This is a genomic window from Streptomyces prunicolor NBRC 13075 (assembly GCF_000367365.1).
In the GTDB taxonomy this organism is placed as follows: domain Bacteria; phylum Actinomycetota; class Actinomycetes; order Streptomycetales; family Streptomycetaceae; genus Streptomyces; species Streptomyces prunicolor.
Genome location: NZ_BARF01000028.1, coordinates 65,801 through 84,272, shown reverse-complemented (window position 1 = coordinate 84,272; position 18,472 = coordinate 65,801). Strand labels below are relative to the sequence as shown.

16 protein-coding genes are annotated in these 18,472 nt (G+C 70.5%); 8 read left to right on the top strand and 8 right to left on the bottom strand.

Annotation, left to right across the window (positions count from 1 at the left end):
* The first annotated feature begins 45 nt into the window (after nt 1-45).
* Nucleotides 46-1,563: a class I adenylate-forming enzyme family protein gene (locus tag SPR02S_RS12680; protein ID WP_019057338.1), complete on the top strand. Its 1,518-nt coding sequence runs from the start codon at nt 46-48 to the stop codon at nt 1,561-1,563.
* Here the strand turns inward: SPR02S_RS12680 and SPR02S_RS12675 are convergent.
* Together SPR02S_RS12675 and SPR02S_RS12670 are read right to left on the bottom strand one after the other, a co-directional pair.
* Complete coding sequence (locus SPR02S_RS12675; protein WP_019057337.1) at nt 1,542-2,054, bottom strand: EF-hand domain-containing protein; 513 nt, start codon at nt 2,052-2,054, stop codon at nt 1,542-1,544. The genes SPR02S_RS12680 and SPR02S_RS12675 overlap by 22 nt on opposite strands.
* Before the next feature lie 141 nt (nt 2,055-2,195).
* On the bottom strand, nt 2,196-2,585 hold the full coding sequence (locus tag SPR02S_RS12670) for an STAS domain-containing protein (protein WP_019057336.1): 390 nt from the start codon (nt 2,583-2,585) through the stop codon (nt 2,196-2,198).
* Between the two features lie 321 nt (nt 2,586-2,906).
* On the opposite strand from SPR02S_RS12670, the gene SPR02S_RS12665 reads away from it, so the two are divergent.
* Together SPR02S_RS12665 and SPR02S_RS12660 are read left to right on the top strand one after the other, a co-directional pair.
* Entirely contained in the window at nt 2,907-3,479 is a 573-nt protein-coding gene (locus tag SPR02S_RS12665; protein WP_019057335.1) for a sigma-70 family RNA polymerase sigma factor, read from the top strand.
* A 326-nt stretch (nt 3,480-3,805) separates the two neighbouring features.
* A complete protein-coding gene (locus tag SPR02S_RS12660) occupies nt 3,806-5,026 on the top strand; it encodes a maleylpyruvate isomerase N-terminal domain-containing protein (RefSeq protein ID WP_019057334.1) in 1,221 nt (406 codons plus the stop codon).
* 321 nt (nt 5,027-5,347) lie between these two features.
* On the opposite strand, the gene purU is transcribed toward SPR02S_RS12660, so the two are convergent.
* Both purU and SPR02S_RS12650 read right to left on the bottom strand, forming a co-directional pair.
* Complete coding sequence (gene purU, locus SPR02S_RS12655) at nt 5,348-6,229, bottom strand: formyltetrahydrofolate deformylase (RefSeq protein ID WP_019057333.1); 882 nt, start codon at nt 6,227-6,229, stop codon at nt 5,348-5,350.
* 159 nt (nt 6,230-6,388) lie between these two features.
* A complete protein-coding gene (locus SPR02S_RS12650; RefSeq protein WP_026150474.1) occupies nt 6,389-6,889 on the bottom strand; it encodes an SCO4402 family protein in 501 nt (166 codons plus the stop codon).
* Nucleotides 6,890-7,006: 117 nt separating this feature from the next.
* On the opposite strand from SPR02S_RS12650, the gene SPR02S_RS12645 reads away from it, so the two are divergent.
* Nucleotides 7,007-8,317 carry an ABC transporter substrate-binding protein gene (locus SPR02S_RS12645; RefSeq protein ID WP_019057331.1) on the top strand — a complete coding sequence of 437 codons (1,311 nt, stop codon included), beginning with the start codon at nt 7,007-7,009 and terminating at the stop codon, nt 8,315-8,317.
* A 70-nt stretch (nt 8,318-8,387) separates the two neighbouring features.
* Here SPR02S_RS12645 and SPR02S_RS12640 read toward each other — a convergent pair whose 3' ends face one another.
* The gene (locus tag SPR02S_RS12640; RefSeq protein ID WP_019057330.1) at nt 8,388-10,229 is read right to left on the bottom strand and encodes a hypothetical protein; all 1,842 of its coding nucleotides are present in this window, start codon (nt 10,227-10,229) and stop codon (nt 8,388-8,390) included.
* Between the two features lie 200 nt (nt 10,230-10,429).
* Nucleotides 10,430-11,815, bottom strand: coding sequence for an NsdA family TPR-like regulatory protein (locus SPR02S_RS12635; RefSeq protein WP_019057329.1), 1,386 nt, complete (start codon nt 11,813-11,815; stop codon nt 10,430-10,432).
* A 256-nt stretch (nt 11,816-12,071) separates the two neighbouring features.
* Here SPR02S_RS12635 and SPR02S_RS12630 point away from each other — a divergent pair, with 256 nt between their 5' ends.
* The 3 genes from SPR02S_RS12630 (at nt 12,072) to SPR02S_RS12620 (ending at nt 15,200) form a co-directional block, all read left to right on the top strand.
* Complete coding sequence (locus SPR02S_RS12630; protein WP_019057328.1) at nt 12,072-12,734, top strand: bifunctional DNA primase/polymerase; 663 nt, start codon at nt 12,072-12,074, stop codon at nt 12,732-12,734.
* Between the two features lie 91 nt (nt 12,735-12,825).
* On the top strand, nt 12,826-13,596 hold the full coding sequence (locus tag SPR02S_RS12625) for an ABC transporter ATP-binding protein (protein ID WP_026150472.1): 771 nt from the start codon (nt 12,826-12,828) through the stop codon (nt 13,594-13,596).
* Nucleotides 13,593-15,200, top strand: coding sequence for a hypothetical protein (locus SPR02S_RS12620; RefSeq protein WP_019057326.1), 1,608 nt, complete (start codon nt 13,593-13,595; stop codon nt 15,198-15,200). Before SPR02S_RS12625 ends, SPR02S_RS12620 begins: the two co-directional genes overlap by 4 nt.
* Nucleotides 15,201-15,311: 111 nt before the next feature.
* On the opposite strand, the gene SPR02S_RS12615 is transcribed toward SPR02S_RS12620, so the two are convergent.
* Together SPR02S_RS12615 and SPR02S_RS12610 are read right to left on the bottom strand one after the other, a co-directional pair.
* On the bottom strand, nt 15,312-16,169 hold the full coding sequence (locus SPR02S_RS12615) for an alpha/beta fold hydrolase (RefSeq protein ID WP_019057325.1): 858 nt from the start codon (nt 16,167-16,169) through the stop codon (nt 15,312-15,314).
* Nucleotides 16,170-16,766: 597 nt separating this feature from the next.
* A complete protein-coding gene (locus SPR02S_RS12610) occupies nt 16,767-17,459 on the bottom strand; it encodes an iron-dependent transcriptional repressor DtxR (protein ID WP_019057324.1) in 693 nt (230 codons plus the stop codon).
* A 238-nt stretch (nt 17,460-17,697) separates the two neighbouring features.
* Here SPR02S_RS12610 and SPR02S_RS12605 point away from each other — a divergent pair, with 238 nt between their 5' ends.
* Nucleotides 17,698-18,453 (top strand): SIS domain-containing protein, encoded by a 756-nt coding sequence (locus tag SPR02S_RS12605; RefSeq protein WP_019057323.1) that lies wholly within the window; start codon nt 17,698-17,700, stop codon nt 18,451-18,453.
* The last annotated feature ends 19 nt before the right edge of the window (nt 18,454-18,472 follow it).

The following is an 18,472-nucleotide window of genomic DNA, read 5'->3' as shown; positions in this document are numbered from 1 at the left end:
TCAGATAGCATGTCACCTGACGAGTCGTCAGCCAAGGAGGGGACCATGAACGAGACGGCGTACTCCCTGAGTTCCTCCCGCACCCTGTGGGAACTGGTCGCCCGCCGAGCCGACTTGACCCCCGACCGCCCGGTCCTCCTCCAGGACGACCGGGCCCTGAGCTTCGGCGAGTTGCGCGACCGGTCGGAGCGCGTCGCGGCCGGCCTGTACGGCATGGGCGTACGCCCCGGCACGGTCGTCGCCTGGCAGCTGCCCACCCGCATCGAGACGGCCCTGCTCTCCTTCGCGCTGGCCCGCCTGGGCGCCGTACAGACACCGGTGATTCCCTTCTACCGGGACCGCGAAGTCGGCTTCGCGCTACGGGAGTCGAAGGCCGAGTACTTCGCGGTGCCGGGCACCTGGCGCGGCTTCGACTACGCGGAGATGGCGCGGCGGCTCGGCGCGAAGGGGATCTTCGAGGCGTACGACGGCGCTCAACTCCCGGACGGCGACCCGGCGTTGCTGCCCGCCCCGCCCACCGACGGCACCTCGGTCCGCTGGATCTACTGGACCTCCGGCACCACCTCCGACCCCAAGGGCGTGCTGCACACGGACCGTTCACTGATCGCGGGCGGCTCGTGCCTCGCGCACGCGCTCCGTCTCACGGCGGACGACGTGGGCTCGTTGGCCTTCCCGTACGCGCACATCGCCGGGCCCGACTACACGGTGATGCTGCTGCTCTACGGCTTCCCGGCGGTGATGTTCGAGCAGTTCGCGCTGCCGGACGCGCTGGAGGGATACCGCAAGCACAGGGTGACGGTGGCCGGCGGCTCAACTGCCTTCTATTCCATGTTCCTTGCCGAGCAGCGCAAGCAGCCCGGCCAGAAGGTGATCCCCTCGCTACGGCTGCTCGCGGGCGGCGGGGCGCCCAAGCCGCCGGAGGTCTACCACTCCGTCGTACGGGAGATGGGGGTCCAACTCACCCACGGGTACGGCATGACCGAGGTGCCGATGATCACGATGGGGGCGCCCGACGACACCGTAGAGAATCTGGCGACTACCGAGGGGCGGCCGCCGGAAGGGATGGAGATACGGATAGCCGAGGGTGGCGAGGTGCGGTTGCGCGGGGAGGCTGTGTGTCAGGGGTACTTGGATCCGGCGCAGACGGCGGAGGCGTTCGATGGGGACGGCTTCCTGCGGACCGGTGACCTTGGTCTCCTGACAGACACCGGGCATCTCATCCTCACCGGGCGGCTGAAGGACGTGATCATCCGCAAGGGGGAGAACATCTCGGCCAAGGAGATCGAGGATCTGCTGGCCGCGCATCCGGGCGTCGGGGACGTGGCCGTCGTAGGACTGCCGGACGCGGAGCGTGGGGAGCGGGTGTGTGCGGTGGTCGAACAGCCGCCGGGGGCCGGGGAGTTGACCCTTGCCACCGTCACGGACTATCTGCGCGCGGAAGGGCTGTCCGTGCACAAGCTGCCGGAGCAGCTGGAGATCGTGGACGCCCTTCCGCGCAACGACGCCTTGCGGAAAGTGCTCAAGTACAAGCTGCGGGAACGCTATTCGGGGACGGTGAAGTAGCGGGCGAAGGAGGAGATGATCTCCGCCTCGCCGACCTTGCCGTCGCTGTCCGTGTCGAGGGCGTCGGCTGCCATCGCGGCGATCTCGTCCGGCACGCCGAGGGCCTTGAGGACGCGCACCGTGTCCGCGATGGTGGCCGAGCCGTCGCCGTCCGGGTCCGCGACGTCGAGGGCCGCGTGCAGGAAGGGGCGGCCGATCTCGGCGAACCGCTCGGGGTTGTCGCGCAGCCGCTTGACCGCGCCGTTCACGAACTCCTCGCGGCTGACGCGCTGGTCGCCGTCCCGGTCCGCGATGCCGGCCATGCCCTGCCAGAACGCCTCCGCGCCGATGTACAGGGCCTGGCCCTTGTCGGAGCGGGCCGCCGTACCGAACTCCGCGAGCAGCGCCTTGGCCGCCGAGTTGAAGTCCTCCCGGTCGATGAACCCGTTGCCGTCCTGGTCGAAGGTGGCGAAACGGGCCGCGATCCGTCGCTCGTACTCGGTGCTGACCATGTCTTTCGGGCCGCCTTACTCATGTGGGGTGCGCTTGGCACGGAGCGTACGACGCCGGGGCGGGTCCGGGAGCCGAAAACGTCGCTTGTACCAAGATCGGGGAAATTCCGAAACAACGACGTCACGCCGGAAACCGACGCGTCACGCCGAGAGGGGGTCCGCTTCGTCCTCGGGTTCGTCCTCTGTGGCGGTCATCACATCGGGATAGACATCGAAGAGGCGGCGCACGCCGAGGGCGCCGAGGACCCGGTTGACGTGCGAGCCGTCGACCGCGCCCTGGGCGGGCAGGACCACGCGCAGGTGTCCCTGGCAGGAGCGGATCAGGCGGCGGGAGGCGATGAGCACGCCGACGCCGCTGGAGTCGCAGAACAGCACCTCGGAGAGGTCCAGGACCAGGCTGTGCTGCCCCTCGGCCACCACGTCGTGCACCCGCTGGCGCAGCACCGGCGAGGTCACCAGGTCCAGTTCGCCGGACACGAGGAGTACGGACCAGCCGCCGCGCTCGCCGTCGTTCACTTTGAAGGCCACCATCGCGCCTTTCGCTAGCCGGAACTCCCGGAAACCGTCCGGAAACGGAAGCCGTACCTACGCTTCCTTGCAGCGCGGCTGCCCAGCGGCCGTTCCCTGAAACACGGGGGCAGAAACGGAAACCGGCCGGAAGAGGCTTGTTTTAGTCGCCTTCGATCCTGTTCGATCAGGTGTGGGCAGGGTAGGCGCAGATCCGTTACCACCCGCGCCGCCTCGGGGGCGTGCAATTGCAGAATGGGGGGTGCGCTGCCAGACGTGCCCACTACATTCGAAGAGACGGTGAGCGCACGCTTGGCTCGGGCACGGACACGGTGAGGGGGCCGCATGGCGACGAAGGACGCACCGCCCCGTTGGGACCGCAAGATGCAGCAGCGGCTGGCCCGCGGCGAGGCGGCGGCCCTCGGTGAGCTGTACGACCGCTTCGGCTCCCTCGTGCACTCCCTCGCCCACCGCGTGCTGGGCGACGAGAGTGCCGCCGACGGCATCACCCGCGAGGTCTTCGCCCATGTGTGGGAACACCCCGACGCCTACGACCCCAAGCAGGGCCCGCTGCGTTCCTGGGTGGCCGCGTTGACCCACCGCCTCGCCGTGCGGCGGCTGCGCGCCACCGAGACGGCCGCCCTCGCGCAGGGCGGCCAGGGCTCCACGGAGGAACTGGAGCGCAAGGTCCGCCGTGCCTCCGTCGCCGCCCGCGCCGACTACATCGTCACGTCCATGCCCGCCCCGCTGCGGGCCGCCCTGGAGCTGGCCTACTTCCAGCGCCGCGACTACCGCCAGACCGCCGTCGACCTCGGCGTCACGGAGGACGAGGCCCGCCGCCGCCTCCGCCTCGGCCTCCAGCTCCTGTCCACCGCCCACGACGCCGGCGCACCGCCGGGAGCGGGGGGTGGGGCGTGAGCGACGCATGGCGGGACGGGTTCGAGAGGTCCGAGGGTCACGAGGGTCACGAGGGTCACAAGGGGGACGGCGAAGGGGCCGGGGAAGGTGAGGGGGCCGTCGTGCCTGCGCAGGGTGGGGCGGGTGGGTCCGGCGGGTCCGGAAGGCCCGGTGACTCCGAGGACGGCCGCCCTGTGAACGACGGCTCCGGGAACGGCGGTTCGGTGAACGACGACGACGGTGACGGCGACGGCGTGCGGGGTGGGCCGGGCGGTTCCGGCGGCCGTTCCGGTGATGTTCCCGGCGGCGGTTCCGGTGAAGGTGCCGGCGGCGGTTCCGGTGGTTCCGTGAGCGGGGAGGGGGAGCCGCTGCGGATTCCGATGCCGCGTGCCTCCGTGGAGGACACCGGGCGCCCGCTGCCCGAGCTGGACGCGGCCGAGTCCCGGGCCGTGCCGCTGGTGTTGGAGCACCGGGTGCTGAAGGCGCTGCTCGGTGCGTGGGCGCTGGCCGCGTGCTCGGCGGCGGAGACGGCTGCGGTGGAGGAGCATCTCGGTGAGTGCGGGGCCTGTGCGGACGAGGCGTTGCGGTTGCGCGGTGCGGTCGGGCTGCTGCACCCCGTCGAGCCCCTGGACCTCGACCCCGGGCTGCGGACCCGCGTCCTGAGCAGTTCCTTCGATCGCCGGCCGCCGCGCATCCCGGTGCCGGTGTGGGCGGCGCCGTACGACGCGGAGAGTGCCCGGCTGGATGCCCTGTTGCAGGACATAGGCGACGCCGAGTGGCACGCGCCCGTGCGGTTGCGGTGGTTCGAGGGCGAGGGGCCGACGAGTCGTCGTACGACTGTCGCCGGGGTCATCGCGCATCTGCTGACCGTCGACGGCCTGGTCGCGGCGGCGCTGGGGCTCGGCGACCCGCTGACCGGGGAGACCGCGAAGGCGTTGACGCCGGCCTCGCGCACGGAGGCGTACTGGAAGTCTTCGCACTTCCCGCCGACCCGGTCCATCCGCTCGCCGTGGCGCGAGCAGACCCACAACATCGTCCGCACGGTGTCGTTCACCGGCGGCACCACCGGCAAACTGGCCGTCTCCTACGGCGACTTCGAGCTTCCCTTGCATGATGCGATGCTCGATCGGGCCTTCGAGTGCTGGGTGCACGCGGGGGATATCGCGGAGGCGGTGGACTATCCGTACGATCCTCCGTCCCCGCGCTACCTGAACCGGATGATCGATCTCGCCGCCCGGATGTTGCCGGTTGTGCTGGCTGATCGGCGGCGACATGGGTTGGCTTCGCCGGGCGGGGGTCGGCATCTGGTGGGGGTGGGGGAGCCTGGTCGTAGCCTTCGGCTGGAGATCGAGGGGCATGGTGGGGGTGAGTGGCTGATCGCCCTCGACTCGCCCGGGGCGGTGGGGTCGGCGGAGCGGGAGGTTGCCCATATCGCCCTGGATGGTGTGGAGTTCTGCCAGCTCGCTGCGGGGCATGTTTCGCCGGAGGACGCGGCTGCGGGGCAGCTCGGTGACCGGGAGGCGATCAGGGATGTGCTGTTCGCTACGGCGTCGTTGAGCCGGATGTAGGGGTGGGGTGCGGGGTCGTCGGGGGGTGCGGGTGAGTGGGGATGGTCGCGCCCACGCGGCGGAGCCGCATATCCATACAGCCCCGCGCCCCCGAGGGGGGTTCGGGTTCGTCGATGGCTGCGGGTGCGTTGTGGTTGCTCGCGCAGTTCCTCGCGCCCCTGGAGGGGTTCGGGATCGTCGACGGCTGCGGGTGCGTCGTGGTTGCTCGCGCCGTTCCCCGCGCCCCTCAAAACTGGGCCCGAGTTACGAAGGGGCGCGGGGAACTGCGCGACCAGCCCCCACGCAGCCGCAGCCGCCCCTCAAACGCGAAGCCCCGAGCTCCTAGGCGAAAACAACCGTCCGGCGCCCGTTGAGCAGGATCCGGCGTTCCGCGTGCCACTTGACGGCTCGCGCCAGCGCCTGGCACTCCACATCCCGACCGACCGCCACCAACTGGTCCGGCGTCACGTCATGACCCACCCGCTCGACCTCCTGCTCGATGATCGGGCCCTCGTCGAGGTCGGCGGTGACATAGTGCGCCGTCGCTCCGATCAGCTTCACGCCCCGCAGGTGAGCCTGGTGATACGGCTTCGCGCCCTTGAAGCTCGGCAGGAAGGAGTGGTGGATGTTGATGATCCGCCCACTGAGCGCCTTGCAGAAGTCGTCGGAGAGGACCTGCATATAGCGGGCGAGGACGACGAGTTCGACGTCCTCCTCGCGGACCAGGTCCAGGACCCGCGCCTCGGCCTCCGCCTTGGTCTCCTTCGTCACCGGAATGTGGTGGAAGGGGATGTGGTACGACTCCACCAGCTCAGCGAAGTCCGTGTGATTGGACACCACCGCCGCGATCTCCACCGGCAACGCCCCGATCCGGGCCCGGAACAGCAGGTCGTTCAGACAGTGCCCGAACTTGCTGACCATGAGCACGACCCGCATCCGGTCCGCGGCCCGGTTGACCTGCCAGTCCATGTGGAAGGCGTCACCGATCGCCGCGAAGCTCGCCCGCAGCTTCTCCACCGTCACCGGCGACTCCGCCGAGAAGTGGACGCGCATGAAGAACAGTCCCGTGTCGTGGTCGCCGAACTGCTGGCTGTCCTCGATGTTGCAGCCGGTCATGAAGAGGTAGCTCGACACGGCGTGCACGATGCCCTGCTTGTCGGGGCAGGACAGGGTGAGGACGTACTGGTCGGCGGCTGCCGCGGCGACGGTGGACTGGGCGTTCATGCAGGACAGGGTCCCATATCCCCCTGAGCGAAGGCACCGCCGTCCGCCACCCGGACCCACCCGCACCAACTAAACACACGGCGCGTCACGAAGGGGTGCGGGGAACGGCGCGAGCAACCACGACGCACCCGCACTCAACAACGAAACCGAAACCCAGCCCTACGCGGACCGCGTAATGATCTGCAACACCTCCAGCGTCCGCGGCGGCGTATCCGGATCATCCCCGTCGCTCACCGCCATCCGCACATGCGCGTCCCGCGCCGCCCGTACCGCGTCCGGCCACGCCTCGTGGTCGACGTACACGGAGACGTGGGCGTCCGGGCCGACCTGGTGCATGATCCGCAGGACGCGCAGGACGGCGGTGTCCACGAGGGCCGCCTCCTGGGAGTCGCGGAAGATCGTGCCGACGTACTTCTCGGCGGACCAGTTGTCGAGCCAGGTGTCCTCGACGAGGCGGTAGACGGCGTCGGTGACGTCGCCGTAGCCGTCGACACCGGCCAGCCAGACGTTCTGCTGGAACGCCGGGTCCGAGAGCATGTGCAGCGCGGAACGCACGTTGCTGCGCCAGCGCCACCAGGGCATGTCGTTCAGTGGCATGCCGCCCATGGTGGAGGAGCGACGGGGGCGACGGGAAGAGTTCTCCGAACCTTGCACGGTCATCGATCGTACGTTCCTCGTCACACACACAGGAACGCCCCCCGTAATTCACCTCCGCGTCACCACTTGTTGACCCCTGGTCACTCCCGGGTTAGTGGCGTGCCGGAAGCGTGTCTGTCCATGACAGGCAGGCGACGCAACCGCAGCACCTTCCTCCCCACCTTCACCCGGCCCGTCAGAGCAACCGTCATGTCGGCGGCGGCTCTGGGAGCATGCGCCTCGCTCCTGGCCGGCTGCGGGGTCATCCCCGGCACCACGGCGGGCTCCGGCGACGGCTCGATCACCGTCATGACCTGGGCGCCGTGGGACACCAACGCGACCAACAAACCCGGCATGCCCGCCATGGCGACGGCGTACGCGAAGTGGATCAACAAGCACGGCGGCATCAACGGCCGCAAGCTCAAGGTGCTGACCTGCAACGACCACAACACCAGCGTGTCCGCCGCGAAGTGCGCCCGCGAGGCCGTGCAGGAGAACGTCGTCGCGGTCGTCGGCTCCTACAGCGAGTTCAGCGACTCGTACTTCGCCCCGCTGGAGGGCGCCGGCATCCCGTACATAGGCGGCTACGGCGTCACGACCGACGAGTTCACCCGCGCCCTGTCCTACCCCGTCAACGGCGGCCAGCCCGCGCTGCTCGCGGGCCTCGGCAAGGAACTCGCCTCGACCTGTGGCCCGGTCACCCTCGTACGGCCCGACTCCATCGCCGGCGACGACCTGCCCCCGCTGCTGAACGCCGGGCTCTCGGCGGGCGGCCACGCGGCGGCGACCGACCAGCTCGCGGCCGACGACGCCACCGAGTACGCGGCCCAGTCGGCGCGCGCCCTGAAGAGCGCGAGCGGCGGCTCGGGCAAGGAGGGCTGTGTGGTGCCCTCGCTCGGGGACCGCACCGACACCTTCATGGACTCCTTCCGGCGCGACCGCCAGGACTATCCCGCGGTGCACGCCGCGACCGTGCTCGGCAGCGTCGACCAGACCGAGATCAACTCGACGGGCGGCCAGTCCGGGCCCTACGAGGGGTCGTACATCACCGGCTGGTACCCGGTCGCGGGCGACGCGCGCTGGGACCCGATGAAGAAGGCGATCAACGAGGTGGCCTTCGGCGACAACCGCATCGACCCGGCGGACGCGGGGGTGGAGACCACCTGGATCGCGTACACCGCGTTCAAGACCGTCGTGAACTCGCTCGGCAGCGGTGACATCAGCGCCGACACCGTACGGCGCGCCCTCGACGACGGTGTGAAGGTCACCACGGGCGGGCTCACGCCGACGCTGCAGTGGAGCCCCCGCGACGACAATCTCGCCTCGGTCGGCCTGGCCCGGCTGGTGAATGCGGCCGTGACCCTGCAGATCGTACGGAAGGGTGTTCTGGTGTCCGCGAGGAAAGGCTTCTTCGATATGACGAAGACGCTCGACGGCGCGAACCTCGACTGAGGTCCGCCGAGATCTGCTGAGGTCTGCTGAGATTCGCGCTGTCGGGAGTGCCTGTCGGGAGCGGTCAGAGCTAGAGCTGGGTCGGCTGGCGCTGGGTCAGGCCGTAGGTCTTCGCGATCGTGTTCCAGAGGGCGGCGGCCTTCACCTTCTGGTTGCTGGCGACGCCGCTCGCCGCGTTGCCCGCCGCGGTCTGGCCGGTGGTCCGGGCCTGGCCCTTCTTGCAGCCCTTCTTGCCCGCCGCCTGGTCGGCCCAGGTCGCGTAGTGGTTGTCTGCCGACGCGGACGCCTTCCACGCGTTGGTGAGCGCGGTGGTCAGGGCCGCGTTGTCCGGCAGCTTGTCGACCGTCAACTGCGAGAGCTTGGTGACCAGTTCGCCGCGCTGCTTGGCCGCGTCCCGCAGATCGGAGGCGGATTCGCCGAGCTTGTTGCAGGCCTTCACATTGCCCACGGCGTTGATCACCGAGGCACGGCTGCTGCCGCTGTCGGCGAGCAACTTGTCCAGGGCGACGGCCTGTTGCTTGGCGACATCGGTGCCCGCCGACGAGGAACCGTCCGTCGCGGCCGACGTGGCGGCGACCGTCTTGTTGGTGTCGTCGCTCTTGCCGCCACCCCCGCTGAGCAGCGCCCCTGCACCGACCCCGAGGATCGCGATACCGACCCCGACCCCGGCGATCAACGGCACCCGCGAACGCCGCCCGCCCCGGCCACCACCGTCGTCGTCCTGCGCCCCGCGCCGTCCGCCGTCCTGCCCGGGCGGGACGTACGACGGCTGTGCGTACGACGGTTGCGCGTACGGCGGTTGGGCCTGGCCGTAACCCTGCTGCCCCGGCTGTTCGGCGCGCGGCGGCTGCTGGAAGCGGGGCATCTGCTGCGTGGCCCCGGACGGCTGCTCGGCCCCGGCGTCGCTGCGGAAGAGGTTGTCGAACTCGGCGGGCGGCTGCCGGTCGTCCGGCCCGCCCGCCCGTACCCCGTACCCGGGAGCGGCGCCCTGCGCGGGCACCGGCGGGAGGAACTGCGTCGGCTGCGCGTCGGGGTGCGCGGCCTGCGGCATCGGGCCCGCGGGCATCTCGGGCGGCAGCGCGCCGGGCCCGACGGGCGGGATGTACTGGGTCGCGCCCTCGTCCATGGCGGCCATGCCGGCGGCGGTGACCGGCGGCAGGAACTGGGTGGCACCTTCGTCGCCGGGCACGTTGACCACCGGCGGGATGTACTGCGTCGCCCCCTCGTCGGCGGGCGGCAGCGGGGCGCTCGGGAACGCGGTCGCGGCGACGGCCGGCAAGGACGCGGAGGACGTCGGCAGGGGCGCGCCGGAACCGGAAGCACCGGGCCCGTATCCATAGCCCTGGGCATCGGTTCCGTAGCCCTGGTCGGCGGTCCCGTACCCCTGGTCGGTGGACCGGGGTATGGCGTGCGCCTGGTCGGAGGCGTAGCCCGCGCCGACGTACCCGGCGGAGTGCTCCGGGGCGTATCCCGACGGGTACTCCTGTGCGTACGACTGCTGCTGGACGCCGTAGGCCGCGTGCTGGGCGCTCTCCTGGGGCAGGGCGCCCGGCTGGCCCGGGATGCCGTCCTGGGCGCCCCACGGGGACGGCGCGGGCTGCTCGGGCCCGGCGCCCCACTGCTGCGCCGGTTGCTGCGGCGGCTGCTGTTGCGGGTCTCCCCAGCCCTGGCCCGGCGGCGGGGCCTGGTGCTGCTGGTGGTGCTGGGGGTCGTGCTGCTGGTCCGGGCCCCACGACCCGCCCCACGACTGGCCTGCGGCCGGGGGCGCTATCGCGGGCTGCCCGCCCGACTGTTGGTCACCGCGTCCGCCCGTCATACCCGGCAGGAGGGGTGCGCCTCCGTCGGAGGGCAGCACGATGCCTTCGCGCGCGGGCCGCGCCGAGGGCTCCTCGCCCTGTCCACTCTGCGTCACCGGGACTCCTACGAATGGGGGACCTTCGGGATCGTCGGCTCACGCTACCGGGTACCCCGAGCCCGGTGCCACGCAGCACTGGGCTGGACCTGCCATCTTGTGACGCCGGTAACAGTCCCGGGCCCGTATCCGCTCCAAGTGCCGCTGTCCGCACTCCTTTCCGCACCGGAGCGGTGTTCACCTCCTGGCCCCCCCGCCGTTCACGCGGCGGCCTGCAACTCCATCCGTGCCCCGAACTCCCGCACCACCGGCTCCTCCCGGTACGGCTCCAGGCGCTGCTGGAAGTCGTCCAGGTACTCGGCGCCCCGGTTGGACCGCAGCGAACCGAGCAACTCCACTGCTTTCAGGCCCGTGTTGCAGGCCTGCTCGATCTCGCGCTGCTGCACCTGCGCGCTCGCGAGAAGGACGTACCCGATGGCCCGTCGGCGCGCCCGCGATTCCGGGTGCCCGTCCAGGGACTCCTGCGCGGACCGGGCCGCAGCTTCCGCCTGTCCCAGATCCCGGTGGCAGTGCGCCAACTCGTCGGCGAGATACGCCTCGTCGAAGTGCGCGATCCACGCCGGGTCGTCCCCGGCCGACGGATCCGCCGCGTCCAGCGCGCTCACCGCACGCCCCGACGCGAGCTGCGCCGACCGCGCGTCCCCCATCAGGGCATGCCCGCGCGCCTCCGCCGCGTAGAACATCGCCTCGGCCCGCGGGGTCACCCGCCCACGCGCCCCCTCCTGCGCCGCCCGCGCCAACTGCGCGATCTCACGCGGGTTTCCGAGCTGTGCGGCAAGGTGACTCATGGACGCGGCGAGCACGTACCCGCCGTAGCCCCGGTCCCCGGCCGCCTGCGCGAGGCGCAGGGCCTGGATGTAGTACCGCTGCGCCAGGCCGGGTTGCCCTGTATCCACGGCCATGTAGCCGGCGAGTTCCGTCAACCGGGCGACGGCGGCGAAGAGTTCACGCCCCACGGCCTCCCGGTACGACCCCGCGAGCAGCCCGGAGACGACGCTGTTGAGGTAGTGCACGACGACCGGGCGCACATGCCCGCTGCCGTACTGATGGTCCAGCTCGCTCAGCGCCTGGGTCATCGCGCGCACGGCCGCCACGTCGGACTGGCCCACCCTCGGCCCCGCCGCACGGGCGACCTGCGAGTCCGGCGAGGAGATCAGCCAGTCACGGCTCGGCTCGACCAGCGCGGACGCGGCGACCGACGAACCCGACAGGAAGTCCCGGCGCCCCACGTCGCTGCGCCACAGCTCACACACCTGCTCGATGGCCCCGAGGACGGTCGGCGAGAACTGCAGGCCCACGCCCGACGCGAGGTTCTTGCCGTTGGCCATGCCGATCTCGTCGATCGTGACCGTACGGCCCAGCTTGCGGCCCAGCGCCTCGGCGATGATCGCCGGAGCCCGCCCGCGCGGCTGCTGTCCCCGCAGCCAACGGGCCACGGACGTCTTGTCGTAGCGCAGGTCGAGACCGTGCTCGGCGCCGCACATGTTGACCCGGCGGGCCAGCCCGGCGTTCGAGCACCCCGCCTCCTGGATGAGCGCCTGCAGCCGTTCGTTCGGCTGCCGCGCGACAAGTGGCCTTGCGGCCATGGCGTACCCCCTGGGAACAACCCCTGAAGCGAAAAGATCCGGCCGTGAAGATCAATGCCCAGCGAACATGGCGAAAATGCGAAGCATGCGAGGAATGCCGGGGTAAAAGCTGATGCTCGCCCCACACCTGGCTACCCAACTCCCGCCGTCGTTCCTCCCGCGCGCCCCCGCACATGCCTCCATGCGCCCCAGTTGCGGAATCGATGCCCCTCCCCCGCGCGCGCTACGCCCGTAACTCCAGGTGGGTGCGGGAGTTGTGTTGGGCGTGGAAGAGACGATCGCGGGCACCGAAGCCGCTCAGATTCCGAAGCAGCGCGGGGAATCGCTGCTGGAGACAGCCGTACGCTACGCCGAGGAGCGCCACTGGGACGTCTTCCCCGGCACCTGGCTGGAAGCCGTCGACGGGGTGCAGCACTGCTCCTGCGGCGACCCCGCGTGCGCCGCACCCGGCGCACACCCGGCGCGTGAGGACTGGGCGACTCAGGCGACGGGCAGTGCGACGGTCGCGCGGCGGATGTGGCAGAAGCAGCCGGCGGCTTCGATTCTGTTGCCCACGGGGCGGACGTTCGACGCGATTTCCGTCCCGGAGAGTTCGGGGTTTCTCGCGCTGGCCCGGATGGAGCGGATGGAGTTGACGCTCGGGCCTGTGACGTTGACGCCGGCGCGGCGGATGGAGTTCTTCGTTCTGCCCGGGGCTTCGGTGAAGGTGCCGGATCTGGTGCGGAAGATCGGGTGGGCGCCGGCTTCTCTTGATCTTGTGGTGCTGGGTGAGGGTGGGTATGTGGCTGCGCCCCCTACGCGGTTCGGGTCTCGGGGGGCTGTGCAGTGGGCTTGTCGGCCGACTGCGGCTAATCGTTGGCTGCCGGATGCGGAGGAGTTGATCTCGCCGCTCGCCTATGCGTGTGGGAGGGATCGGTAGCGCTGGCGAGTGCGGGTTCGTTGTGGCTGGTCGCGCCCACGCGGCGGAGCCGCATATCGAACACAGCCCCGCGCCCCTAGGGTTGGCTTCCATGACGTCGGCTGTAAGTGTGCGTGGGCTCTGGAAGCGGTTTGGGCAGCAAGTTGCTGTTGCCGGGATTGATCTGGAGTTGCCCGCTGGGAAGTTCATCGGGCTGGTCGGGCCCAATGGAGCCGGGAAGACCACGACCCTCTCCATGGTGACCGGGTTGCTGCGGCCCGATCAGGGGAGCGTCTCGGTCGTCGGGCATGACGTGTGGGCGGATCCGGTGGCCGTGAAGGCGCGGATCGGGGTGTTGCCCGAGGGCCTACGACTCTTCGAGCGGCTCTCGGGGCGTGAACTCCTCGGGTACAGCGGGCGGTTGCGGGGGCTGCCCGGAGCCGAGGTGGACAAGCGGGCCACTCAACTCCTCGATGTGCTCGACCTGGCCGGGGCCCAGCACAAGCTCGTCGTCGACTACTCGACCGGTATGCGCAAGAAGATCGGGCTCGCCGCCGCTCTCCTCCACAACCCCGAAGTGCTGTTCCTGGACGAGCCGTTCGAGGGCGTCGACCCGGTCTCCGCGCAGACCATCCGGGGCGTCCTGGAGCGCTACACCGCCTCCGGCGCCACCGTCGTCTTCTCCTCCCACGTCATGGAACTCGTCGAGTCCCTCTGCGACTGGGTCGCCGTGATGGCCGCCGGCCGCATCCGCGCCCAGGGCACCCTCGCCGAGGTCCGCGGCGAATCCCCCACCCTCCAGCAGGCGTTCCTCGAACTCGTCGGCGCCGGCGCCCGCGACCACGGCGCCGACCTCGACTGGCTGGGCGGCGGCACCCGATGAGCGACACCACGGCACCCGCCTCGATCGCCCCTGTCGTCGTACGCCTGAAACTGTCTCTGTTGCGGAACGGCCTACGGCAGTCCGGTGGCCGGCGAGCCGCGTACGTGGCGTCGGCGGTCGTGGCGCTCCTGTTCGCCGCGCTCCAACTGCTCGGGCTGATCACGTTGCGCGGGGACGCGCACGCGGTCTCCGTGGTCGTACTCCTCGTCGCGGTACTGGGGTTGGGCTGGGCGGTGATGCCGCTGTTCTTCCCGTCCGGCGACGAGACCCTCGACCCAACTCGCCTGGTGATGCTGCCACTTCGGCCCCAGCCCTTGGTACGGGCGCTGCTGGCGGCCTCATTGGTCGGCATCGGGCCGGTGTTCACGCTGGTGCTGCTGGTCGGTTCGGTGATCGCGGTGGCGCACGGCGCCGCCGCGTACGTCACGGCGGTCGTGTCGGTCGCCCTCGCCCTGCTGATCTGCGTGGCCCTCGCGCGGGCGGTCGCCACGGCCAACATCCGCCTGCTGACCAGCCGCAGGGGCCGGGACCTGGCGGTGCTGAGCGGGTTGGTGATCGCGGTCGGGGTGCAGTTGGTCAACTTCGGTGCGCAGCGCCTGGGTACGTCCGGACTGTCCCAACTCGACCCGGCAGCGCAGGTGTTGCGCTGGGTACCGCCCGCGTCGGCGGTCGGCGCGGTGGACTCGGTGAGCAAGGGCTCGTACGGCCTGGCGGCAACTCAACTCGTGTTGTCTGTTTGCGCCTTGGGGGGCCCGCTGCTCCTCTGGTCACGCAGCCTGACCAAGCTGATGACGGCACCGGACGGCTCCACGCCCCAGTCCGCGGAACCGGCAGCGAAGGACAAGGCATCCACGGGCGGCCTGGCCCGCCTCCTCCCGTCCGGCCGCACGGGGGCGGTCATGGAACGCAGCCTGCGGTACGTCTGGCGCGACCCCAAGACCAAGGCGGCGTGGGTGACTTCGCTGGCGATCGGGCTGATCGTGCCGGTGTTCAACGCGTTGCAGGGCACGGGCTCGGTGTACTTCGCGTGCTTCGCGGCCGGGATGCTCGGCATCCAGATGTACAACCAGTTCGGTCAGGACACGTCCGCGTTCTGGATGGTCGCGATGACGATCTCCACGACACGGGACGCCTACGGCGAACTCCGCGCCCGCGCGCTGGCGTTGCTGGTGATCACCCTGCCGTACGCGGCCCTCGTGACCGTCCTGACGACAGCGCTGCTCGGCGACTGGTCCCGGCTCCCGGAGGTCCTCGGCCTCTCCTTCGCCCTGCTGGGCGCCATGCTCGCGACCGGCGCCTGGACCTCGGCCCGCTTCCCCTACTCCATCCCCCAGGGCACCCACAAGAACGTCGCCCCCGGCCAGGCCGGCCTCGCCTGGATCTCCATCTTCGGCGGCATGATCTCCGCCGCCCTCCTCTGCTCCCCCGTCATCGCCCTCACCATCTGGTCCAACGTCAGCGCGGACGGCGACCAGTGGAGCTGGGTACTGCTGCCGGCGGGGGCGGGTTACGGGGCGGCACTGACATACGCGGGCCTACGCCTGGCAGCACCGGGAACGGCAAGGCGCCTCCCGGAGATCCTGGCGGCGGTCAGCAAGGGGTGACTTTTCAGCGGACGGGAGCGGTATTCCTTTAGGGGCGCGGGGAACTGCGCGACCAGCCACAGCGGACGCGCACTCGCCGAACAACCGCACCCCCCACCCCACTAAGCGATCTCACACCAGCACCCCATCAAGAAACGGCTCGATAGCCGCCCGCCAGGCCGACGGCTGGTCATAGTGCACAAGATGCCCGGCATCAGCCACCTCCGCATACTCCCCGCGAGGCAGCACCCGCACCATCTCCTGCGCCTCAGCCCGCCCCAACTCACCGTCAAGCCCGCGAACAACCAGCGCAGGACACTGCACCTGAGCCAGCTCCTCCCAGTGCGCGTCGTACACCCACGTCTCCCGCGACTTCAACATCTGCTCCGGCTCGAACACCGGCCGCCACCCGTCGGGAGACTCATGCATGACCTCGGCGTAGAACTCCCCCCGGGACGGATTCGGCCGCTCCACCCACGGATCGTCCTCGCCGAACCACTTACGGACATCCGCGAGCGTGGCGAAGGGAACGGGCCACGACTGGAACCAGTCCGCCCACTCCCGCTGCGAGGCCGCGCCCAGCGCGGACGCCCGCATGTCACAGATGATCAACCCCCGCACCAGATCGGGCCGTTTCGCCGCGAGCTGCCACGCGGTGAGCGCTCCCATCGCGTGCCCGATGAGGACGACCGGAGCGAGCCCCAGCTGCTCCAGCGCGGCCTCCGCGTCCTCGACGTAGGCCTCGCGGGTGAAGGCCGCCTGCGGCGGCTTGTCGCTCTGGCCGTGGCCGCGCTGGTCGAGTGCGACGGCCCGGTGCCTTTCGGAGAGCCAGCGGGCGGTGGACGCCCAGTGCGAGGCACGGCCCATGAGGCCGTGCAGTAAGAGAACTCCGGGTGCCCGCTCGATCTCCCCCGCCTTGGGCGGGTCCGCGAACTCCCATGCGGCCAGGCGTACGCCGCCTGCTCCGGTCACGTCGATGCGCCGCGCCATTGGTCCTGGCACCCCCCTAGCTCCGCACGGACCGCTCGCTCCCGCTTCGAGCCCACCGGTCCTGTGAACCACGCTCTGCCGCCTGTGCCGTGTCTTCCTGCTGTCGTCTCTTCTCTCGCTCGTCTCTTCCTACAGCTCGAACCCCGTGGGTTTCATCACCCACAGGTTATCGAATACAGATTCGAAAACGCTGTTTCCGGCCGGAACACCCCTCGTTCGAGTGACCCGGCTCAGGGAATGATCGCCGCTGCCGAGGGGAGACCTTCAGCGGGAGGCGGACCGCTCGGGGAAACCGGTCCGAAGGGGATGACCTTGAGAGCTCGGGGCTCCGGGTCAGCACAGGGGAGGACAGGCCCCGGCGCCACACGGCGCCGGGGCCCTCTCCACGTCTACGGCACATCCTCCCGTCCCCCTCACGGTCATATGCCTTACGCGACAGCCTGGCACGCGCAGCGCCCGAGCGCTGCGATTCAGCGCACAGAATCTCGGATTCGCCGAGTTCGCCGACGGCCCCGCCGGAACGCCACAACTACCCCTCGCGCCACACGAGTTGAACGACCCGCAGCTCAGCGCGCGGCCCGCTCCCCGACCCTCGGCTCAGCGCTTGGCGACGAACACATGCGAGGCGATCTCCGACTCCAGCTCGGCCGCCTCACCGCCGCTGCCCACGAGCACCCCGCCCGCGGACTCCGTCACGCTCACCACCGAGCCGGGCTGCACGCCCGCGCGGCGCAGCGTGTACATCAACTGCGCGTCCGTCTGGATGGGCTCGCCGATCCGCCGTACGACGACGGTCTTGCCGTCGACACCCGGGTCGAGGTCGGCCAGCGACACCATGCCCTCGTCGAGGAACGGGTCGGCCCCGTCCTTCTCGCCCAGCTCCTCGAGGCCGGGGATCGGATTGCCGTACGGCGACTCCGTGGGGTGGCGCAGCAGCTCCAGGACGCGGCGCTCCACGGCCTCGCTCATCACGTGCTCCCAGCGGCAGGCCTCGGCGTGCACCTGCTCCCACTCCAGGCCGATCACGTCGACGAGCAGACACTCGGCGAGCCGGTGCTTGCGCATCACGCGCGTGGCGAGCCTGCGGCCCTCGTCGGTCAGCTCCAGGTGGCGGTCGCTCGCCACGGCCACCAGGCCGTCGCGCTCCATGCGTGCCACCGTCTGGCTCACCGTGGGCCCGCTCTGGTCGAGCCGCTCGGCGATGCGGGCGCGCATGGGGACCACACCTTCCTCCTCCAGCTCGAGGATGGTGCGGAGATACATCTCCGTGGTGTCGATCAGTCCGGACATACGTGCCCCTCGATTACCTCTGCCCGAAGCTCGACAGCTCCGCGGCGCGTGCGCTGGCCCTGGACTCAATTCTGACGCATACCACTGACAACCGTGCCGCGCCGCTGAAACCAGCCGGTTACAGCCGCTCTCAGCGCCTCTCCCAACGGGCTGTCCAACGTGCTGTCGCCGTATTGACATCCCCTTGGTCCAGACCGCACGGTGATCCGCGACACACACTCACCGAGGGGACTTCCGCATGAGCGACCGTACGCCGGCAGGCCAGTTCTTCGACGCCGCGATCACCCTGCTCCAGCGGGTCCGCGACGAAGAGGCCGAGCCCGTCCAGGCGGCCGGCGCGCTCCTCGCGGACACCGTGGCCGACGGCGGGCGCCTGTTCGCCTTCGGTGCCGGGCACTCCTCCCTCGCCGCCCAGGACGTCGTCTACCGCGCGGGCGGACTCGCCCTGATGAACCTGCTCACCGTCCCCGGAGTCGTCGGCGTCGACGTCATGCCGGCCACGCTGGGCTCCGCCCTGGAGCGCGTCGACGGCCTCGCGAGCGTCGTCCTGGAGACGTCACCGCTGCGCTCCGGCGACGCCCTGGTGATCATCTCGCTGTCCGGGCGCAACGCGCTCCCCGTGGAGATGGCGATGAAGGCCCGCTCCCTCGGCGTCCGGGTCATCGGCGTGACGTCGGTGGCGTACGCCTCGGAGACGACGTCGCGGCACACCTCCGGGACGTACCTCAAGGACCACTGCGATGTCGTCCTCGACTCGAAGATCGCGATCGGCGACGCGGAACTCACCCTCGACACCATCCCGGCCCCCTTCGCCCCCGCCTCCACGGTCGTCACCTCGGCCCTCCTCCAGGCGGTCATGGCGACGGCGGCGGCGACCCTGGCCGACCGCGGCATCGAGCCCCCGTTGCTGCGCTCCGGGAACGTGGACGGCGGCCACGACTGGAACGGCCGGGTCTTCGAGGAGTACCGGGACCGGATCTTCTACCAGTACTGAGCGGCTGCCCAGTAGTGGC